Genomic DNA, 19,711 nt, shown 5'->3' with positions numbered 1-19,711 from the left:
GTTGGAGAACAAGACCTTTCCTATTAAGCACGAACTTTTTCGAAAGTCCCGTTTCGTTACGCAACTTTTACGGCGGTCATATGAACCCTGTCTTTCGCTTGGCGGTAGTTGAAGACTTACCTGCATTGCTGGCACTCGAACAGCAATGCTTCACCACGGACCGGCTCACCAGCCGCAGTTTTCAGTGGATGATCACGCGGGCTCACGGACAGCTGCTGGTGGCTGAACGCGACGGGCAACTGTTGGGTTACGCGGTGGTGCTGTTTCACCGAGGCACGTCACTGGCGCGGCTCTACTCGATTGCCATTGCTGAACAGGCTCGCGGTAACGGGCTGGGCAAGCAATTGCTTGAGCGCATCGAGGCGTGCGCCCTTGAACATGATTGCGCTTACTTGCGACTGGAAGTGCGCATCGACAACCCCTCGGCGATTGCCCTGTATGAGCGCAACGGTTATCGACGTTTCGCACTGATCCACGACTATTATCAGGACCACGCCGATGCGTTGCGCCTGGAGAAACGCATTCTTCAGCATCGCGATGCCCGCAGCATCAAGGTGCCGTGGTATGCGCAGACCACCGACTTCACCTGCGGCCCGGCGTGCCTGCTGATGGCCATGGGCGCCTTGCACGCCGATCGCGGGCTGGAGCGCCGTGAAGAACTGCAGATCTGGCGCGAGGCGACCACCGTGTTCATGACCTCGGGCCACGGCGGTTGCAGCCCTCAAGGTCTGGCACTGGCGGCAGCGCGGCGCGGGTTTCGCGTGCGTTTGCAAGTGAGTATGGCGGGGCCGCTGTTTCTCGATGGCGTGCGCGATGAGCATAAAAAAGACGTCATGCGCCTGGTGCACGATGAGTTCGCGGCACAGTTGGACGCCACTGACGTCGAACAGGTGCTCGGCGGGACGCTGGACCTGCCGCGATTATTGGCCGATGGCGGGCAGCCGCTGGTGCTGATCAGCAGTTATCGGCTGACCCGCTCCAAATCGCCACACTGGGTGGTCGTCACCGATTGTGATGAAGAGTTTGTCTACCTGCATGACCCGGATGTCGACCATAGCCAGCATCGTCAGCCCATGGACTGCCAGCATCTGCCGGTCAGCCATGGGGAGTTCGAGAAGATGAGCAGTTTCGGGCGGGGAAAACTTCGGGCGGCGGTGATTCTGTATCGCCGAGAGTAACCTTGTGGTGAGGGAGCTTGCTCCCGCCGGGGTGCGAAGCGCCCCTTTCTTTTGCAGGCGTCTGCTGCGCAGCCGAGCGGGAGCAAGCTCCCTCGCCACAGGGGTTGTGTGTGTTATTTCAATCCGACTTTGTACAACACGCCGTCGTCCTCATCGGTGAGCACGTACAAATACCCGTCCGGCCCCTGCCGCACATCACGAATGCGTTTGTTGAGCTCGCCCATCAAGCGCTCTTCGTGAACCACTCTGTCGCCGTCGAACTGCAGGCGAATCAGCTCCTGTGTCACCAGTGCACCGATAAACACGTTGTGCTGCCAGGGTTTGAAGCGGTCAGCGTCATAAAACGCCATACCGCTCAGGCCAGGGGATTTTTCCCAGACGTGCCGTGGCGCGACAGTGCCTTCGGCAGTCTTGCCCTCGGCTTCCGGAATCGGTTGGCCGGAGTAGTTGATGCCATGGGTCGCCAGCGGCCAGCCATAGTTCTTGCCGCGCTCGATGACATTCACCTCGTCGCCCCCTCGCGGCCCGTGCTCGTTTTCCCAGAGCACGCCGGTCCAGGGATTGAGCGCCGCACCTTGCGGATTGCGCTGGCCGTAGGACCAGATTTCCGGGCGTACGCCGGATTGCCCGACAAAGGGGTTGTCGTCGGGTACCTTGCCGTCCGGGTAGATCCGCACCACCTTGCCCTGCAGCTTGTCCAGATCTTGGGCCGTAGGCCGGTCGTTGTTCTCGCCGAGGGTGATGAACAGATAGCCATCGCGGTCGAACACCAGGCGCGAGCCGAAGTGATTGCCGACCGAAAGTTTCGGCTCCTGACGGAAGATCACTTTGAAATTCCTCAGGGCGGTCAGGTCTTCCGACAATTGCCCGCGACCGACCGCCGTACCGGCCTTGCCGCCCTCACCCCCGCCTTCGGCATAGGACAGGTAAACGGTGCGGTCCTGCTTGAAGTCCGGCGACAGCACCACATCCAGCAGACCGCCCTGGCCCTTGGCCCAGACGGTCGGTACGCCGCTGAGCGGCCCGGAGAGTTTGCCATCGGCACTGACCACGCGCAGGTTGCCGGGCCGTTCGGTGACCAGCATCCCTTGTCTGTCCGGCAGAAAAGCCAAGGCCCACGGATGGTCCAGCCCCTTGACGATCGTCGTCACCTCAAGGGTGCCCTGCTCGCTTTTCAGCTCCTGTACGGACGCGGCAAAAACAGGCGCCGCGACGGTGATCAATGCGCTGGCACAGACTGTGGCCAGGAGGGATGTTCGCAACATGCACGATTCCTTTTGTCGTCTGGATGGCTGGCAGGATTAACGTCCTGCCGCTCAACGGTTGCTGGTGTCTGCGTCTCGGTGCGGCGGATTGGGGATGAATTTCGGTGGGCTGACAGGCGCCGAGCGATCCTGGGGATAGCGGTTGCCGATGCCACCGTTGTCCAAAGTCGGCGGCCGCGGAACCGGCACGGTGTTGGGCCCGCGAATGACCGGAGCGCTGGGTTGCGTGCCTTGCATGCTGTTGGGGTTGGCCCGGCGGATCGGGCTGTTGTAAGGATTGCTGGCGGCGCCCGTCGGGCTCTGGGCCAACAGCAAAGGGAATGCAGGCGACGGACCCTCAGCCAGGGCCACGTTGCTCAGTACGGCACTCAAAGCCATCGCGATGATGCCAGGCACTAATCGGTTCATGGGCAGCCTCTCTACGTGGATAGCGCTTTCGATAGCACGCTACGCCCAGGGTTCGGATTTGTTAACCAAAACCTCCCCGACAAGATGTAACACGAAGTTGATTCCCCGGCGGGGCTGGGCCACTCGCCGCTGAAACTTTTGCGCCGAGCCACGGGTCACCTGATCATCACTCGCGAGTAGACGACCATGGCACGTGCAATCTGGAAAGGCGCAATCAGTTTCGGGCTGGTGCATATCCCTGTAGCGCTGGTCTCGGCGACGTCTTCGCAAGGGGTGGATTTCGACTGGCTCGACAGCCGCAGCATGGAGCCGGTGGGCTACAAACGCGTGAACAAGGTCACCGGCAAGGAAGTGACCAAGGAAAACATCGTAAAGGGTGTGCAGTACGAAAAGGGTCGCTATGTAGTGCTCAGTGAGGAAGAGATCAAGTCGGCGCATCCGCTATCCACGCAAACCATTGATATCTTTTCCTTTGTCGACGCCGACCAGATTCCCCTGCAAAACATCGACACGCCCTACTACCTTGCGCCGGACAAACGCGGTGGCAAAGTCTATGCGTTGCTGCGCGAAACCCTGAGCAAAACCAACAAGGTCGCCCTCGCCCATGTCGTTCTGCATACCCGTCAGCACCTGGCCGCGCTGATGCCGCTGGACTCGGCGATGGTGTTGGTGATGCTGCGCTGGCCAGCGGAAGTACGCAGCCTCGATACGCTTGAACTGGGCAGTGAGGTGACCAAACCGGAATTGGCCAAGGGTGAGCTGGACATGGCCAAACGGTTGGTGCAGGACATGAGCGGCGACTGGAGCCCGGACGATTATCGCGACAGTTTCGAAGACAAGATCATGGCGCTGGTCGAGAAGAAGGCGAATGAAGGAAAGATCGAGGATGTCGAGACGGCGACCGGCGAGGAAGAGCGCAAGACGGCGGATGTTATCGATTTGACCGAGTTGCTCAAGCGCAGTTTGGGGGGCAAGGCTGGTGGAAAAGCGGCTGCCAAATCGAAGTCAGCGGAAAAACCGGCGGCGGCGAAAAAAGCTACGAAACGGTCAAGTGGTTGATCGATTACAGAGTGCCTGAGCGTTTTTCGGAGAATCTACCGGCCTCATCGCCAGCAGGCTGGCTCCCACAGTTGGAACGCATTTCATTGTGGGAGCCAGCCTGCTGGCGATGGCGTAATGAGCGGCAACGCTGAATTCAAATCCAGACAAAAACCGCCAGCAACCCGGCAAAAATCGCCCACTTCTCCAGGTAATACAGCTTGCGGTTACGCTTCTTCAACGCTTTGCCGCGCAGGCGAATCTTGTAGATTCTGGCGAACAGGCGATTGATCCCGCCGGTCTTGTCACCCACATCGTTCGGTGCGCCCGCCGCCGACATCACGTGACGGCTGAACCAGCCGTTGAACGCCGCCGCCCAGCGGTACTTCATCGGTCGCTCGATGTCGCAGAACAGAATGATGCGGTTCTGCTGCGTGGTGTTTTCAGCGTAATGGATGAAGGTTTCATCGAATATCACCGCTTCACCATCGCGCCAGTGATAATTCTCGCCATCGACGTTGATGTAGCAGCCCGCGTCGTTCGGCGTTTCCAGGCCCAGGTGATAACGGTAGGAACCGGCATACGGATCGCGGTGACGCACCAGTTTCGAACCCGGTGGCAACTCGGCGAACATCGCGGCCTTGATCGAGCCGATGCTCTGCACCAGCTCTGTGGTGCGCGGGCAGAGTTTCATCGCCGAAGGATGACTGTCGCCATACCATTTGAGGTAAAAGCGTTTCCAGCCGGTCTTGAAGAACGAGTTGAAGCCGACGTCGTCGTACTGGTTCGAACGCTTGATTTCACCCGCCCGGAGCAGGTTCTGGCCTTCGGCGCGGATTTCTTCCCAATGCGTCTGCAATGGGCTCAGGTCAGGGAAGTCGGCTGGATCGAGGTAAGGCTTGTTGGGAATTTTCGAGAACAGATAAAGGAAGCAATTGATCGGCGCCAGAAACGTCGAGTGATCGCTCAGTTGGCGGCCCAACTTGTGGCGCACCCGACCGCGCAGGTGCACATAGGCAATCGATACAGCATAAACAGCGGCAATGATGAGTTTCACGGAAATCGTCACACGTCAGAAGTGAACAAACTGCGTCCGTGCCTGTCGGCATCAGTTCGAAAGATGGCATTTTAGCCACGATTTGTAACCAATAGTTAACGTTCAGATGTGAAAATCTGTCCGCTGGTACCGCCAAAGCACCCGTGCGGCCTCAATGCCCTATCGTTTAAAGAGCCAGACCAGTACAATCGCCGCCAAACATTACGCGCCCCCCTTGGTTGATGACGGGAATGAACCCCGTCTCAGCGCACTTCGACTCGGGCCAAGCGCTCCACATGCTGCTGTCCACTTATTGCCAGATGGACCTTCCGCTTCTGACCGGGATGCATTTCCTGTGGTTCGAAAACCGGAAACGGGTACTGAATCGGTACTGCCGCAACCCTAGCTACTCTGAATGCTTCGCAGGAAAAACCTTTGATCTCTACAGCTAACATCACGATGCAGTTCGGCGCCAAGCCGCTATTCGAAAACGTTTCGGTCAAATTCGGTGCGGGCAACCGCTATGGCCTGATCGGCGCCAACGGCTGCGGCAAATCGACCTTCATGAAAATCCTCGGTGGCGACCTCGAGCCGTCCGGCGGCCAGGTCATGCTCGAGCCGAACGTGCGCCTGGGTAAATTGCGCCAGGACCAGTTCGCCTACGAAGAATTCACCGTGATCGATACCGTGATCATGGGTCACGAAGAGCTGTGGAAGGTCAAGGCCGAGCGCGACCGTATCTACTCGCTGCCGGAAATGACCGAAGAAGACGGCATGGCCGTGGCCGAGCTGGAAACCGAGTTCGCCGAAATGGACGGCTACACCGCCGAATCCCGCGCTGGCGAGCTGTTGCTGGGCCTGGGTATCGGCATCGAGCAACACTTCGGTCCGATGAGCGAGGTTTCCCCAGGCTGGAAGCTGCGGGTCTTGCTGGCTCAGGCACTGTTCTCCGATCCTGAAGTGCTGTTGCTCGACGAACCGACCAACCACCTGGACATCAACACCATCCGCTGGCTGGAAAACATTCTGACCCAGCGCTCCAGCCTGATGATCATCATCTCCCACGACCGTCACTTCCTGAACAGCGTGTGCACCCACATGGCTGACCTGGATTACGGCGAGCTGCGCCTGTTCCCGGGCAACTACGACGAGTACATGACCGTGGCGACCCAGTCCCGCGAGCAACTGCTGTCGGACAACGCCAAGAAGAAGGCACAGATTTCGGAACTGCAATCGTTCGTCAGCCGCTTCTCGGCCAACGCCTCGAAAGCCAAGCAGGCCACTTCCCGCGCCAAGGCGATCGACAAGATCCAGCTGGCCGAGGTCAAGCCTTCCAGCCGCGTGAGCCCGTTCATCCGTTTCGAACAGACCAAGAAGCTGCACCGCCAGGCGGTCATCGTCGAGCGCATGGCCAAAGGCTTCGACGGCAAGACACTGTTCAAGGACTTCAGCTTCCAGGTTGAAGCGGGCGAACGCGTGGCGATCATCGGCCCGAACGGTATCGGTAAAACCACCCTGCTGCGCACCCTGGTCAACGAACTGACCCCGGACGCCGGCACCGTGAAGTGGACCGACGCCGCGGAACTGGGCTACTACGCCCAGGACCATGCGCACGACTTCGAAGACGACTGCAACCTGTTCGACTGGATGGGCCAATGGACTCAGGGTGGCGAGCAAATCGTTCGCGGCACCCTCGGCCGGATGCTGTTCTCCAACGACGAGATCCTCAAGTCGGTCAAGGTCATCTCCGGTGGTGAGCAAGGTCGCATGCTGTTCGGCAAGCTGATCCTGCAAAAGCCGAACGTGCTGATCATGGACGAACCGACCAACCACCTGGACATGGAATCCATCGAGGCGCTGAACCTGGCGCTGGAAAACTATCCGGGCACATTGATCTTCGTCAGCCACGACCGTGAGTTCGTGTCGTCGCTGGCGACCCGCATCATCGAGTTGAGCGCCAGCGGCGTGATCGACTTCAGCGGTACTTATGATGATTACCTGCGCAGCCAAGGTGTAGTGTTCTAAACACCGGCTGACAATGGAAAGCCCTGTCCTGGTGACGGGGCTTTTTATTGCCTGAAGATCAAAGATCGCAGCCTTCGGCAGCTCCTGCAGGGGACGTATTCCAATGCAGGAGCTGCCGAAGGCTGCGATCTTTTGATGTTATCGTTAGCCTGCTTCCTTTTATTCGCAGCCCGCGCCATGATGCTGTACTCCCACCGCCGCCCGCGAACGAGCCCTCATGTCTGCGCAGCCACTGCCACCGCAAAGCTCCATGGCGATCACCCTGCAGATCGTCTCCATCGTTTTCTATACCTTTATTGCCTTCCTCTGCATCGGCCTGCCGATAGCGGTGTTGCCGGGGTATGTCCATGAGCAGCTCGGTTTCAGTGCGGTCGTGGCCGGGCTGACCATCGGCTCCCAATACCTCGCCACCCTGCTCAGCCGCCCGATGGCCGGGCGCATGTCGGACAACATCGGCACCAAGCGAGCGATTGTTTACGGGTTGTCGGGGATTGTGTTGAGCGGCGTGTTGACGTTGGTGTCGACGCTGTTGCAAAGCTTTCCGCTGACGAGTCTGTTGATCCTGATCGCCGGCCGCTTGTTGTTGGGAATCGCACAGGGCTTGATCGGCGTCGGCACCATCAGTTGGTGCATGGGCCAAGTGGGCGCTGAACACACCGCACGCTCGATTTCCTGGAACGGCATCGCGTCCTACGGCGCCATCGCCATTGGCGCGCCGCTGGGCGTGGTGATGGTTGCGGAATATGGTTTTGCCAGCCTGGGGATCGCGTTGTCCTTGCTGGCAGCGTTGGCGCTGGTGCTCATCCGCAACAAACCGTCGGTGCCGGTGGTACGCGGTGAACGCCTGCCGTTCTGGGCGGTGTTCGGGCGCATTGCACCCTTCGGCGCGAGCCTGAGCCTGGCGTCTATCGGCTACGGCACCTTGACCACCTTCATTACCCTGTACTACCTCAGCCGTGGCTGGACTGGCGCCGCGTACTGCCTGACGGTGTTCGGGATCTGCTTCATCCTGGCGCGGTTGCTGTTTATTTCAGCCATCAGTCGTTTTGGTGGATTCACCTCGGCGATTGCCTGCATGAGCATTGAAACGGCGGGCCTGGTACTGCTGTGGCTCGCGCCTTCGACCGGTTTTGCCCTGGTCGGTGCCGGCCTGGCCGGGTTCGGTTTGTCGCTGGTGTATCCGGCGCTGGGGGTAGAGGCGATCAAACAGGTGCCCAATTCCAGTCGCGGTGCGGGGTTGAGTGCTTACGCGGTGTTTTTCGACCTGGCGTTGGCGATTGCCGGACCGGTGATGGGCGCGGTGGCGTTGAATCTGGGGTATTCGTGGATTTTCTTGAGTGCGGCGTTGCTGTCGATCACTGGCCTGGGTTTGACCCTGTTGCTGAAACGTCGGGCAATGGCCTGACACCCGTAATCAGTGTGGAACAGCCCCTGTGGCGAGGGAGCTTGCTCCCGCTGGGTCGCGAAGCGGCCCCAAAAGCTTTGCGACTGCTTCGCAGCCGAGCGGGAGCGAGCTCCCTCGCCACAGGGGCTGGTTCCCACTGGGTAGATCATTGATCAGCAGTTTGCATCCCCGCACGGGTCGGCACGCCCAGCGCATGGGAAAAGAACCGTCCCGCTTCGGAGATCATGTTTCGGTGAATGTCTTCGCGGTCAACGCCGTCGGCATCGGTGCACAGCGCCGGCATAGCGGCGATCTGTTCTTCGTTGCACGGCGCCATGAACACGAAGTGCCCTGCCCCGGCCAATAACTTGAAGTCAGGCGCGATCGGCAGTTTGCGCGCCAGCGCCGCGGCGTTTTTGTCGAAGGCCACCAGTTTGTCGCCGTCGCCGCTGTAAAGCAGCACCGGCACATGCACGTCGGCCAGGGTGTGACGGCCGAACTTCAGGCTCAGCGGCGCCATCAGCAGCAGCGCGTGAACCCGAGGGTCCGCCACCGGTTGCAGGTCATCGCGGTCGACGATCAACTCGCCTTGGGTGTTGCAGGCATCGCGGTCGTCCGGGCGTTCCTGGCAGTAGCGACGCAACCGGTCCAGATCAGGCGTCGCTCCGGACAGAATCAGCGCCGTCTCCCCGCCCGCCGAGTAACCGATCACCCCGACCTGGTCGGCATTGACGAACGGCGCGAGCATGCGGTCGCCCAGGGTGGCGGTAATGGCTTCGGAAATCTGGATCGGCCGACCGTACAGGTTGCTCAAGGTGCCGAGGCGGCTGTGGTCTTTGGAGTTGTCGCCGGGATGAATCACCGCCACCACCACGAAACCCTTGCGCGCCAGCGACGTGGCGAGGTCATGCAGGGCCAGCGGCGTGCCGGTGTTGCCGTGGGACAGCATCAGCATCGGGAAACGGCCGATGGCGACGCGGGTGTCTTCGCCCGCTTCGACCGTGTAGCCCTCGAGTTGGCTGGTGTGTTCCCGGTCGCTGGAGGGGTAGAACGCGATGGCGCGCATCGGTTGCAGGTCCAGCGGGTCGAGAAAACTCATCTCATGGAAGCCGACGCTCCAGTGAGGATGTGGCGCAGGCGCGGCGTGCACTGAATTCAGGCTGCTGAGCAGGCAAATCAGTAACGTTGCACAAAGACGCACCATGGGATGCCCCACCTTTGTTACTTGACCGGAAAGCCCGTTCTCCATCGACTACCGAGGAAGCGGCCTTGTACCAGCAATGGCGGCCACCCTGGTCGTGACAGAACGGGGACATCAACCCTCGACTGCATAACCTGGGCCACAACTTGAACGATTGAAGACACAACTAGAAAAAGCCAGTAGAAATAGTCAGAAACAAAAAACTCCGCATCTGACACTTGCGTGTTCAGAATACAGAGTTTTTTGGGGTGTTGCTCGAGCTGATTTACACCTTTACGCAAGCCTTACGCGGCAGCGAACAGTTGCTCGCTGATTTGCGTGTGAGCGTCGCTCATGGCTTTGGTGCGCACTTCGTCACCGTAAGCCAGGCCGTGAGCACGGACGAATTCGATGTCGGTGATGCCGATGAAGCCGAACAGCACTTTCAAATACTCTTCGTGAGCCACGCCAGTCGCCTGACCGGCATGCAAGCCGCCGGAAGTCGACACGATCACGACTTTCTTGCCACCGCACAGGCCTTCAGGGCCGGCTTCGGTGTAGCGGAAGGTCTGACCGGCAACGGCGATGCGGTCGATCCAGGCCTTGAGTTGGGTCGGGATGGTGAAGTTGTACATCGGCGCGGCAATGACTACGGCATCGGCGGCGAGGAATTCGGCCAGCGTCGAGGCGCTCAGTTCGGCTTCGTGCTGCTGGGCGGCATTGCGCAGTTCGGCGGCGGTGCCGGCGGCGACCAGGGTCGTGGCGGAGAAATGGCTGATGGCATCGCTGGCCAGGTCGCGGTAAGTCACCACGACGCTCGGCTCGGCGGCTTGCCAGGCTTTGACGACTTCACTGCTCAGCTGACGGGAAGCCGAGTTGTCACCAAGAATGCTCGAATCGATATGCAGCAGTTTCATGTGGGATCTCCAGGTGAGGATCGCCACGGGGCGATCTGATGGAGACAATCCTACAGACGAAACCAATAGCTGATTAGACTGCAACAATGCGATAGTTCGTCTCACTGATAGAACAATCGGGTTAACACCATGCAAGACCTCAATGACCTCTACTACTTCGCCAAGGTGGTCGAAGCCGGCGGTTTCGCTGCAGCCGGGCGTGTGCTGGGGATTCCCAAGTCGCGCTTGTCGCGGCGGATCGCCGAGCTGGAAGAACGCCTTGGCGCGCGCCTGTTGCAACGCACCACCCGGCAACTGAAGTTGACCGCCGTGGGCGAACGTTATTTGCGGCACTGCCAGGCCATGCTGCTGGAAGCCGAGATGGCCGATGAAGCCGTGGCCAGCATGTCCAGCGAACCCCGCGGACGCTTGCGGGTGTCCTGCCCCGTCGGGCTGGCTCACGAAATGCTGCCGACGGTGATCAGTCGGTTTCTCGAAAAATTCCCGCAGGTTCAACTGGAAGTGATGCTGCTCAACCGCCGGGTCGACCTGGTGACCGAGGGCGTCGACGTCGCGCTACGGGTGCGTGAATTGGGAGATGAAGACCCGTTGCTGGTCACCCGACGCCTGCGTCAGGCGCAGATGCTGATGGTGGCCAGTCCGGACTTTCTCCATGGGCGAGCGATCAATCATCCCGAGGAGCTCAAGGGCTTGCCGGTGCTTGGCGCCCTTGAAGCCGACCGCATGGTGCATATCCGCATGCTCGATCAACAGGGTAAAAGCCATGAACTTGCGCTCGAAGCCCGACTGGGCATCGACGACTTCATCGTGCGCAAGGCCTGCACACTCGCCGGCCAGGGCTTTACCATGCTGCCGATGATGTATTGCGAGCAGGAACTGGAAAGCGGCGCGCTGGTGCAATTGCTCCCTGACTGGTCGTTGCCTGGCGGCTGGCTGCAAGCGGTCTACCCTCACCGGCGCGGGGTCATGCCGGCGGTGCGCGCCTGGCTCGACCATTTGATCGAATCATTCAATGCCTGTGGGGACCGATTGATATGAAGGCTGGACGCATGAGCGAAGAGGATGTCGCGCAGTACTGCCTGGCGCTGCCGGGAGCGCGGGAAGACTACAAGTGGGGTGGCGTGCGGGTGTTTTCGATTGCCGGGAACAAGATGTTCGCCCTGCAGAACCTGCGGGGCGAATCCCTCGCCTTCAAGGTCGACAAGGACCTGTTTCTGGGGCATTGCGACCGCCCGGGCGTTCACCCGGCGCCGTACCTGGCGCGGGCCCAGTGGATCATCATGCAAACGCCCTACCCGCTGGGCGCCGAAGAACTGCAAAGCCTGTTGCAACGTTCCCATCAACTGGTGGTAAGCAAGCTGCCCAAGCGCACGCAGGTCGGACTGCTGCTTTAGAACAGCGCCAACAGGTTTGCCCCCAGGAACAGCTGATCAATCCAGAACACTTGATGCAGCAACACGATCATCCAGAACAGCAGTTGAAATGACACTTTGCGCGTCTTGTGCCGGAACACCTGCTGGGCGACCAAGGCGCCCGGCCAGCCGCCGGCGAGTTCAACTGCATGCAGCACGTTCTCCGGCGTACGCCAGGTGTCGGTGCGGGCCTTGCGCTTGTCGCTCCAATAAAGGAAGAACGCCAACACGCTGACGATGCCGTAGGCCGCCAGGGGTATCAGCGAAATCCCGCGCAGCCAGAACGACAACGAGCCCACCAACGGCAGCGCGCACACGGCCGCGAACACCAGCAGTTTCAGCCTGGGGTTCTGGATCTGCCCTCCGGAATTGCGTCCGGGGCTGCTGCTCCTGCCGGCATCATTCATGGCTTGACCGCAGTCCAGTCCACCCAGCCGAACTGCCAGGTGGCCAGGATCACCAGACCAAACGCAATGCGATACCAGGCGAACGCCGCGTAGCTGTGGCTGGCGATGAACTTGAGCAAGCCTCTGACGGCAATCATCGCGAAGATGAACGCGGTGATGAAACCGATGGCGAACACCGGAAAATCAGCCGGTACGAACAGGTCGCGATACTTGTAGCCCGAGTAGACCGCCGCGCCGACCATGGTCGGCATCGCGAGGAAAAACGAAAACTCGGTGGCGGTCTTGCGCGACAGCCCGAACAGCAAACCACCAATGATCGTCGAGCCTGAACGCGAGGTGCCCGGAATCATCGCCAGGCACTGGGCGAAGCCAACTTTCAAGGCATCTTTCCAGGTGATCTCATCGACGGTTTCGGCGTGTACTTCGTGCTGACGCTGCTCGGCCCACAACATCACGATGCCGCCCACGACCAATGCCGTGGCCACGGTGATCGGGTTGAACAGGTAATGGTGGATCAGGTCGGCAAAGATCACCCCCAATACCACCGCCGGCAGGAAGGCAATCAGCAGGTTGGCAGTAAAGCGCCGGGCGTTTGGCTGCGTCGGCAAACCAATGACGACATCAAAAATCTTGCGCCGGAATTCCCAGACCACGGCGAGAATCGCGCCGAGCTGAATAATGATGTTGAACGCCATGGCCCGCTCACCACCGAAATTGAGCACGTCGGCCACAATAATCTGGTGTCCGGTACTGGAAATCGGCAAAAACTCCGTCAGCCCTTCTACAACGCCAAGTATCAATGCCTGCAAGGCGGTCCAAAGATCCATCAATCCCCCAAAAGGCGATGCGCAACGGCATGCCCCGTTAATATTTTTTCAAGAACAGTCAGCGTAGCCAAAAGACCCGCGCGCACAGAATCCGGACGGAACCGTAAAAATTCCGTGAAACATCGACTTGGATTCAGGTTTTTCCGTGCGGGGCCGAAATCCTATCAGACAAGGCTGAATAACGCTGCCACGTTATTGGACTTGGGTCGGATATGCCCGATCGGCAAAGTGTGGTTGGATGCCGGCGATCATTTATTACAAGAAAAAGAAACCGGGGTGACAGCGTTATGAACAGCTTGCGAAATATGTCGATCAGCCGCCGCTTGTGGCTCATTTTGATCGTGGCCGTCATGATGCTTTTGACGTTGGGCGTGTTGATGCTCAAGCAGATCCACGAAGACCTTTATCACGCCAAGGCGCAGAAAACCCAGCACGTGGTGCAGACCGCCAGCGGCATTCTGACCTATTACCATGACCTGGAAACTGCCGGCACGCTCACACGCGAGGCCGCGCAGAAACAGGCGATGACCGCCGTTCGCGGCCTGCGGTATGACCAGAACGACTACTTCTGGATCAACGACCTGACGCCGGTGATGATCATGCACCCGGCCAACCCGAAACTCGATGGCCAGAACCTCTCGGCGATTCGCGACCCGGACGGGTTTGCGCTGTTCAACGAAATGGTCGCCCTCGCCAAAGCCAAGGGCGCCGGCGCAATCGACTATCGCTGGCCGAAACCGGGCGCCAGCGAGCCGGTGGCAAAAACGTCCTACGTCAAACTGTTCGAGCCATGGGGCTGGGTGATCGGCTCGGGCGTGTACATCGATGACATGCAAGCCGAGTTCATGGCCCAGGTCTGGAAAGCGACCGTCGTCGGGCTGGTGATTGCCGCCATCATGGCCCTGCTGGTGATCCTGATTGCTCGCAGCATCGTGCGCCCGCTCCAGGAAACCGTGAACGCCATGGCCAATATTGCCAGCGGTGAAAGCGACCTGACCCGCAGCCTCGATACCCATGGCCAGGATGAAGTGACGCAATTGGCCCGCCACTTCAATGCCTTTACCGCCAAACTGCGGTTGGTGATCGGTCAATTGCAGGTGTCCGCCAGCGCTTTGGGCCAGTCGTCCAGCGAGCTGGGCAACGACGCCGCGCAGGCCCAGCAACGCAGTCAGCAGCAATCCCAGCAGATGGAGCTGGTGGCCACGGCCATCAATGAAGTGACGTACGGCGTGCAGGATGTCGCCAAGAATGCCGAGCAAGCGGCCAGCGAAATGCGCGATGCCGAATCCCAGGCGCAGCAGGGCCAGGTCAACATCGACAGCAGCCTGCAACAGATCGACACGTTGTCCGGCACCATTGATCAGGCTGTGGAAGTCATCCGTACGCTCGCCACCGAAAGCACTCAGATCGGCAGCGTGCTGGAAGTGATCCGCTCTATCGCCGAGCAAACCAACCTGCTCGCCCTCAACGCCGCCATCGAGGCCGCCCGGGCCGGCGAGCAAGGTCGCGGGTTTGCCGTCGTGGCGGATGAGGTGCGTCTGCTGGCCCAGCGCACGCAGAAGTCCACCGCCGAGATCCAGTCGATGATCGAACGCCTGCAAGGCCACTCCGAAGCGGCGGTCAAGGTCATTGGCGACAGCAGTCGCGCATCGCAGCTGACCATCGAACAAGCCGGCCTGGCCGGTGCGAGCCTGAATGCCATTGGCCAGGCACTGCGCAACCTCAACGGCCTGAACGCCTCCATCGCCAGCGCCACCCTGCAACAGGCCCACGTGGTCGAGGACATCAACCAGAACGTCACCCAGGCCGCCGGTTTGTCCCACAGCACGGCGCTGGCGGCGGAACAGTCGAGTATGGCGAGCGTGCGGCTCAAGGATCTGAGCGAGCAGTTGAACGGTTTGCTCAAGCAGTTCCGCGTGTAATCCAGACACCAATCTCTGTGGCGAGGGGATTTATCCCCGTTCGGCTGCGAAGCAGTCGTCGATCTTTTGGGACCGCTCCGCGGTCCAACGGGGACAAGTCCCCTCGCCACAAAAGCTCGCTCGCCACAGAAGCCTCCTCGCCACAATCCCGGTACAATCCGCCCCCCTCTACGATTTCCCCAAGGAACCTCCATGTCCGGGCTTGAACTGTTTGCCGCCTCCCTCGGTGTGATTGCCGTCTGGTTGACGGTCAAACAGAACCCCTGGTGCTGGCCGATTGGCCTGGTCATGGTGTCGCTTTACAGCTGGGTGTTTTTTGAAGTGAAGCTTTATTCGGACATGCTGTTGCAGGTGATCTACGCCGCGTTGCAACTCTATGGCTGGTGGCAATGGACGCGCGCGGGGGCTGCGCGACAGGGGCGGCGGGTTAGCCAGCTCAAGGGAGAATCGGTCGTGTCAGGCCTGGCCATTGGTGCCGTCGGCAGTCTGATGCTCGGCGCGGCCATGGCGCACTGGACCGATGCCGCCCAACCCTGGCTCGATGCGGCGTTGACTGGCTTCAGCCTGGTGGCGCAGGTGTGGATGGCGCAAAAGCGCGTTCAATGCTGGCCACTGTGGATCACCCTCGATGTGATTTTCGTCGGGCTCTTCATCTATAAGGGCATGTACCTGACCGCCGGGCTCTATGGGTTGTTCGCCGTGATTGCCGTGCAAGGCTGGCGTGAATGGCGCGCCGACCCGGCGCTACGCACATGAAAGTCCTGGTACTGACCGGGCCCGAATCCAGCGGCAAGAGCTGGCTTTCGAGTGAGATTCGCGCCAACTTTGGCGGCATTTTGGTCGGCGAGTATGTTCGGCATTTCATCGATACTGAAGCCCGTGTAACTTGCTACGACGATATAACGCCAATAGCACTTGGCCAGCTGACTTGGGAAGATGAAGCACGAGCCAAACAACCGCGACTGCTGATTCTCGATACGCATCTGTTGAGCAATATCCTTTGGAGCCGCACCTTGTTTAACGCTTGCCCGACGTGGGTCGAGCGAGCATTGCTGGCCAGGCACTACGACCTGCATTTGTTGCTCAGCCCCGAATCGGTGCCCTGGCATGACGATGGCCAGCGTTGCCAACCGCAGCTGGAAGAACGCAAGGCGTTTTTCCAGGCCAGCCACCAGTGGCTTGAGCTGCATCGTCAGCCTTACCAGGTTGTGCAAGGTGACTGGAATCAACGCAAGGATGCGGTATTCGAGGCTGTGACACGCTTGCTCAGTCCCTGACAGGCGTCATATATGTCCATTCCTGAAACACTCTCCCCTGCGAAAACCCGCGGGCTAAAGCTGCCCGTGCCCGCCTCCAAGAAAATGTTACGCCACTGATACAAATTGCCTACAACACCCCGTAACGAGCAATTGCGCCAGCAATGGACGGTGATTTTGCGTGGGTGTGTCTCAGCAGCGTTACAAAATTTTTTTGACCGCCTCGACAATTAAATACAAGTAATTGTTTTTTAAAGAAAAACAAAAACCGGCACACCTTCTGCTCTCTTCCTCGCAACCCTGACAAGGGCCAGCGTTCTTACAGAAGGAATTGCCGCCGTGGGGAAATTTCATAACAACATCTATAGCTTCCTGCTGATCGCACTCGGCTCAAGCGTCTGCCCCGTTCAGGCGGACAACGGCATCATTATTATCAAACGTGATGTCCAGACGCGAAACGCAGTGCAAGCGCCGGTAGCTCCCGACCCTAACCCCACGACCGCCAATGCCAACCCCTCCAAGCTAATTCTCAATCAGACGAGCGAACTGAACGACGGCGATTTTGCCAACGTCGCCAGTGGTGCGGGTATCACACGCCTGGTCAATTTAAACAACACCAATCTGGGCGGCAATATCACCACCCAGAATCAGCTTTCCAACCTCCCCGCCGGACGGGGAAGTTCGGGCAACGGCATCTCCAACCTGGTCAATTCAAGCGTTCAGCGAGGCCTGGGCGGTCTGAAAATCATCACGGGAGGCCAATGAGATGAATCGCAAACTGCTGATTGTCGCCATGCTTTGCAGTGCGTCGAGCTTTGCTCAACCACCCATCATCAATAACGCCGACATCAATGGGTCCGGTAGTCAGTACCAAGGCAACTTCGCGGTCAACCAGGCCGCGGGCGATCAGCAGCAACAGGCCAACGCCCGGGCCATCGCCATTGGCGATGCGGCCAGCGCGACCACTCAGATTCGCCAACGGCTGAATACGCAGGTCGACCCCAGGATGGATGCTCGAGCCAGCATTCAAGGCGACTCCTTCAGCCATGGCAACGGTGTTCTGGGCGTAAACCAGAGCGCGGGTGCCAGCAACCAGCAAGCCAATGCCCTGCGGATCAGCATCAGTAAACAACCGCAAAGTATCGACGACAGCGTCCTCATGCAACAGAACGTGGCGCTGCTCAACAACTCCGATCCAACTGCCTCTGCACCAGGCCTCCGCCAGGTCACTACCAGTGACCAGGCTTTCACCGGTAGCCGTGGGGTGATCCAGTTGAATCAGAGCGCCGGGGTAGGAAACCGAATGGCCAATACCCTGAGCGTACGGGTCGCGGACTGACCCAAAAAAGGTAGTTACAACACTTAACCTAAAATAAGTACGGAGAATCACCATGAAACCTTCGATGGCACTCAAGCCTCTGGTTTTCGCAATTGCTGCGCTCATGGCTGTTGCTGTACAAGCTGGCAACGATCGTCGTAACGATGACCACCACAATGGTCATAATAACAACGGTCACCACACCCCTCCTCCTACCAAAATCCCTGTCTACGCGACTGCCAATGCCAACGACAAACAGAGCAGTACCGGCAACCGCATCCTTAACCAAGGGACTGTGAACAACGCCGAGATGAGCGGCTCTGCCACAGGCGCCAGCGGCAACGTCGGCGTCAACGTCGCGGCAGGCGCCGGCAACCAACAGGACAACGCTGCTGCTATCGCGAACGCCGGCGCCACCTCCGCTCTCGATAACTCCTTCGTGTTCGGCGTTGCCACTGCCACTGCCACCGTCAAGCAGTACAGCAACAACAACAAGGTCGACAACTACAACACCACAGCCTCTGCGGTGATGAGCCAGTCGGGCAATGGCGGCAACGGCAACATGGGGATCAACATTGCTGGTGGCGACCTCAACCAACAGAAAAACACCATGGCAATTGCCAACTCCAATGCTCCGCTTGGCAATGCAACAGCCACCGCCTCTGCTGAACAAAATGGTCCTGGTCTGGTCGTGAACAACAGGGCGGATCAGAACGTCGCGCTGACTACGGTGACGCTGACCACAACCAAAAGCGGCAGTGCCTCTTTCAGCCATAACTCCGAGCTGAACATTGATAAGAGCGCTTCCAGCAACTGGGCCAAGAGCGGTGCCAGCAGTTATGACGCCAGCGGTGCCAGTCACTTCGATGCAAGCGGTTCAAAAGGCACCGATAGCAGCGCTACCAGCCATGCTTCTATAGTCGCTTCCCTGGAAGCAGCGGCGGATGGTTCCAAATCCGTTACCGTTAATTATGGCCATGGAGATCGCACTCACAGCGCTTCTTTCGACGCATCGCTTAACGCTTCGCTCGATGCATCTGTCGATACAGAGCACTCCAATTCGACCGACTCTTCGTTCGAAAAAGCGTTCGATTCTTCGTTTACAAAATCGTTTGACTCTTCGTACGAGAAATCAGGCGAGCAATCGTCCGCTTCTACCAAGCACGAAGTTAAGGGCTACAGCGAAAGCAATACATGGGATTTGAGCAACACCGTCTCCTATCAAATCCTGACCCCAAATGGCTGGGCAAACCCTGTGACCAACACTGCAACCCTGAGTGGTTCGGTGAATGGCGGCAGTGGCAACCTCGGCGTGAACGTGGCTGCCGGTGTGGGCAACCAACAAAGCAACTCGCTGGCCATTTCCAACCAATCGTTCTGATGGCTGACTCTGGAGGCCCCCTCACGGGGGCCTTTTTTCAACACAACCAGAGGGCGTCCCACCATGCGCATTATCGCCTTGGCAGTTTTGCTTTGCGTGGCCAGTGTGATCGAGGCTGCACAACTGCCGCTTTCCGTCCTGCCGGGCGGCGCGGTGATTTACAAGCCGATCCAGAGCGTACGCGAGCGTAAATTTGCCGACCTGGTACAACAGAAAACCGACTTCAGTTGCGGCGCAGCTGCGCTGGCGACCATCTTGCGCCAGGCCTATTGGCTGGACGTGAATGAAGATCAGATCATCGAAGGCATGCTGGCCCACGCCGATCAAGACATTGTCCGCGTCCAGGGCTTCTCCATGCTCGACATGAAGCGTTACGTGGAAAGTATCGGCATGCGAGCCCGTGGCTACCGGGTAGCGGCGGAAACGTTGAGCGAAATCAAAATTCCGGTCGTGGTACTCCTGGATATCCGTGGCTACAAACATTTTGTAGTGCTGCAAAAAGTCCATAACGGCTGGGTCTATATCGGAGATCCGGTGCTGGGTCACAAACGTTTCAAAGTCGACGACTTTGTCAAAGGCTGGAACGGCATCATCTTTGCCGTCATTGGCCAGGGCTATGACAAAGCCAATGCGCTGCTCGACCCACCCCTGCCACTGACCGCCAAGAACCGCATCAACACCTTCAGCCCGGTGCAAGACGCAGAGTTGTTGGACTTCGGATTTATCCGAAGCGACTTCTTCTAATAACAATGGAGCA

At 59.1% G+C, this 19,711-nt stretch carries 20 protein-coding genes; 13 read left to right on the top strand and 7 right to left on the bottom strand.

Annotated features, from left to right (window positions below):
- Nucleotides 1-80 precede the first annotated feature (80 nt).
- Nucleotides 81-1,178, top strand: coding sequence for a ribosomal protein S18-alanine N-acetyltransferase (gene rimI / locus ACM1ZW_RS24220; protein ID WP_416739516.1), 1,098 nt, complete (start codon nt 81-83; stop codon nt 1,176-1,178).
- 113 nt (nt 1,179-1,291) lie between these two features.
- On the opposite strand, the gene ACM1ZW_RS24215 is transcribed toward rimI, so the two are convergent.
- Entirely contained in the window at nt 1,292-2,443 is a 1,152-nt protein-coding gene (locus ACM1ZW_RS24215; RefSeq protein ID WP_416739515.1) for a PQQ-dependent sugar dehydrogenase, read from the bottom strand.
- Nucleotides 2,444-2,494: 51 nt separating this feature from the next.
- Nucleotides 2,495-2,851, bottom strand: coding sequence for a hypothetical protein (locus tag ACM1ZW_RS24210; RefSeq protein WP_017338704.1), 357 nt, complete (start codon nt 2,849-2,851; stop codon nt 2,495-2,497).
- A gap of 186 nt (nt 2,852-3,037) precedes the next feature.
- Here ACM1ZW_RS24210 and ACM1ZW_RS24205 point away from each other — a divergent pair, with 186 nt between their 5' ends.
- Nucleotides 3,038-3,910, top strand: coding sequence for a Ku protein (locus tag ACM1ZW_RS24205; RefSeq protein WP_017338703.1), 873 nt, complete (start codon nt 3,038-3,040; stop codon nt 3,908-3,910).
- 136 nt (nt 3,911-4,046) lie between these two features.
- Here the strand turns inward: ACM1ZW_RS24205 and lpxO are convergent, their stop codons facing one another.
- Complete coding sequence (lpxO, locus tag ACM1ZW_RS24200) at nt 4,047-4,946, bottom strand: lipid A hydroxylase LpxO (RefSeq protein ID WP_031318886.1); 900 nt, start codon at nt 4,944-4,946, stop codon at nt 4,047-4,049.
- A 414-nt stretch (nt 4,947-5,360) separates the two neighbouring features.
- Here lpxO and ACM1ZW_RS24195 point away from each other — a divergent pair, with 414 nt between their 5' ends.
- Nucleotides 5,361-6,950: an ABC-F family ATPase gene (locus ACM1ZW_RS24195; protein WP_007949368.1), complete on the top strand. Its 1,590-nt coding sequence runs from the start codon at nt 5,361-5,363 to the stop codon at nt 6,948-6,950.
- Nucleotides 6,951-7,167: 217 nt separating this feature from the next.
- A complete protein-coding gene (locus tag ACM1ZW_RS24190) occupies nt 7,168-8,355 on the top strand; it encodes an MFS transporter (RefSeq protein WP_416739514.1) in 1,188 nt (395 codons plus the stop codon).
- A gap of 145 nt (nt 8,356-8,500) precedes the next feature.
- On the opposite strand, the gene ACM1ZW_RS24185 is transcribed toward ACM1ZW_RS24190, so the two are convergent.
- Entirely contained in the window at nt 8,501-9,538 is a 1,038-nt protein-coding gene (locus ACM1ZW_RS24185; protein ID WP_017338698.1) for an alpha/beta hydrolase family protein, read from the bottom strand.
- Between the two features lie 281 nt (nt 9,539-9,819).
- Nucleotides 9,820-10,431: an FMN-dependent NADH-azoreductase gene (locus tag ACM1ZW_RS24180; RefSeq protein WP_416739513.1), complete on the bottom strand. Its 612-nt coding sequence runs from the start codon at nt 10,429-10,431 to the stop codon at nt 9,820-9,822.
- Between the two features lie 129 nt (nt 10,432-10,560).
- Here ACM1ZW_RS24180 and ACM1ZW_RS24175 point away from each other — a divergent pair, with 129 nt between their 5' ends.
- Together ACM1ZW_RS24175 and ACM1ZW_RS24170 are read left to right on the top strand one after the other, a co-directional pair.
- Nucleotides 10,561-11,469: a LysR substrate-binding domain-containing protein gene (locus tag ACM1ZW_RS24175; protein WP_416739512.1), complete on the top strand. Its 909-nt coding sequence runs from the start codon at nt 10,561-10,563 to the stop codon at nt 11,467-11,469.
- Nucleotides 11,466-11,825, top strand: a complete 360-nt coding sequence (locus tag ACM1ZW_RS24170) for an MmcQ/YjbR family DNA-binding protein (protein ID WP_416739511.1) — start codon at nt 11,466-11,468, stop codon at nt 11,823-11,825. The genes ACM1ZW_RS24175 and ACM1ZW_RS24170 overlap by 4 nt, the downstream gene beginning before the upstream one ends.
- Here ACM1ZW_RS24170 and ACM1ZW_RS24165 read toward each other — a convergent pair.
- Nucleotides 11,822-12,250, bottom strand: a complete 429-nt coding sequence (locus ACM1ZW_RS24165) for a DUF1294 domain-containing protein (protein ID WP_017338694.1) — start codon at nt 12,248-12,250, stop codon at nt 11,822-11,824. The two genes, ACM1ZW_RS24170 and ACM1ZW_RS24165, sit on opposite strands and share 4 nt — an antisense overlap.
- Nucleotides 12,247-13,077, bottom strand: a complete 831-nt coding sequence (locus tag ACM1ZW_RS24160) for an undecaprenyl-diphosphate phosphatase (RefSeq protein WP_416739510.1) — start codon at nt 13,075-13,077, stop codon at nt 12,247-12,249. Before ACM1ZW_RS24160 ends, ACM1ZW_RS24165 begins: the two co-directional genes overlap by 4 nt.
- Nucleotides 13,078-13,364: 287 nt before the next feature.
- Between ACM1ZW_RS24160 and ACM1ZW_RS24155 the strand changes: the two genes are divergently transcribed.
- The 7 genes from ACM1ZW_RS24155 to ACM1ZW_RS24125 all read left to right on the top strand — a co-directional run bounded on the left by ACM1ZW_RS24155 (nt 13,365) and on the right by ACM1ZW_RS24125 (nt 19,698).
- The gene (locus ACM1ZW_RS24155) at nt 13,365-14,999 is read left to right on the top strand and encodes a methyl-accepting chemotaxis protein (RefSeq protein ID WP_017338692.1); all 1,635 of its coding nucleotides are present in this window, start codon (nt 13,365-13,367) and stop codon (nt 14,997-14,999) included.
- Nucleotides 15,000-15,191: 192 nt separating this feature from the next.
- Nucleotides 15,192-15,755 (top strand): nicotinamide riboside transporter PnuC, encoded by a 564-nt coding sequence (gene pnuC / locus ACM1ZW_RS24150; protein WP_017338691.1) that lies wholly within the window; start codon nt 15,192-15,194, stop codon nt 15,753-15,755.
- Nucleotides 15,752-16,276, top strand: a complete 525-nt coding sequence (locus ACM1ZW_RS24145) for an AAA family ATPase (RefSeq protein ID WP_414879126.1) — start codon at nt 15,752-15,754, stop codon at nt 16,274-16,276. The genes pnuC and ACM1ZW_RS24145 overlap by 4 nt, the downstream gene beginning before the upstream one ends.
- A 318-nt stretch (nt 16,277-16,594) precedes the next feature.
- Nucleotides 16,595-17,020 (top strand): hypothetical protein, encoded by a 426-nt coding sequence (locus ACM1ZW_RS24140; RefSeq protein WP_414879127.1) that lies wholly within the window; start codon nt 16,595-16,597, stop codon nt 17,018-17,020.
- 1 nt (nt 17,021) lies between these two features.
- On the top strand, nt 17,022-17,594 hold the full coding sequence (locus ACM1ZW_RS24135; protein WP_017338688.1) for a hypothetical protein: 573 nt from the start codon (nt 17,022-17,024) through the stop codon (nt 17,592-17,594).
- A 52-nt stretch (nt 17,595-17,646) separates the two neighbouring features.
- Nucleotides 17,647-18,954, top strand: coding sequence for a heme utilization protein (locus ACM1ZW_RS24130; protein WP_416739509.1), 1,308 nt, complete (start codon nt 17,647-17,649; stop codon nt 18,952-18,954).
- Between the two features lie 63 nt (nt 18,955-19,017).
- The gene (locus ACM1ZW_RS24125) at nt 19,018-19,698 is read left to right on the top strand and encodes a C39 family peptidase (protein ID WP_414879130.1); all 681 of its coding nucleotides are present in this window, start codon (nt 19,018-19,020) and stop codon (nt 19,696-19,698) included.
- Nucleotides 19,699-19,711 lie beyond the last annotated feature (13 nt).

Source organism: Pseudomonas sp. NFX71, from assembly GCF_048079215.1.
Lineage (GTDB): Bacteria > Pseudomonadota > Gammaproteobacteria > Pseudomonadales > Pseudomonadaceae > Aquipseudomonas > Aquipseudomonas fluorescens_B.
Note: the sequence above shows the minus strand (reverse complement) of the source record. Positions and strands in the feature narration are given on the sequence as shown.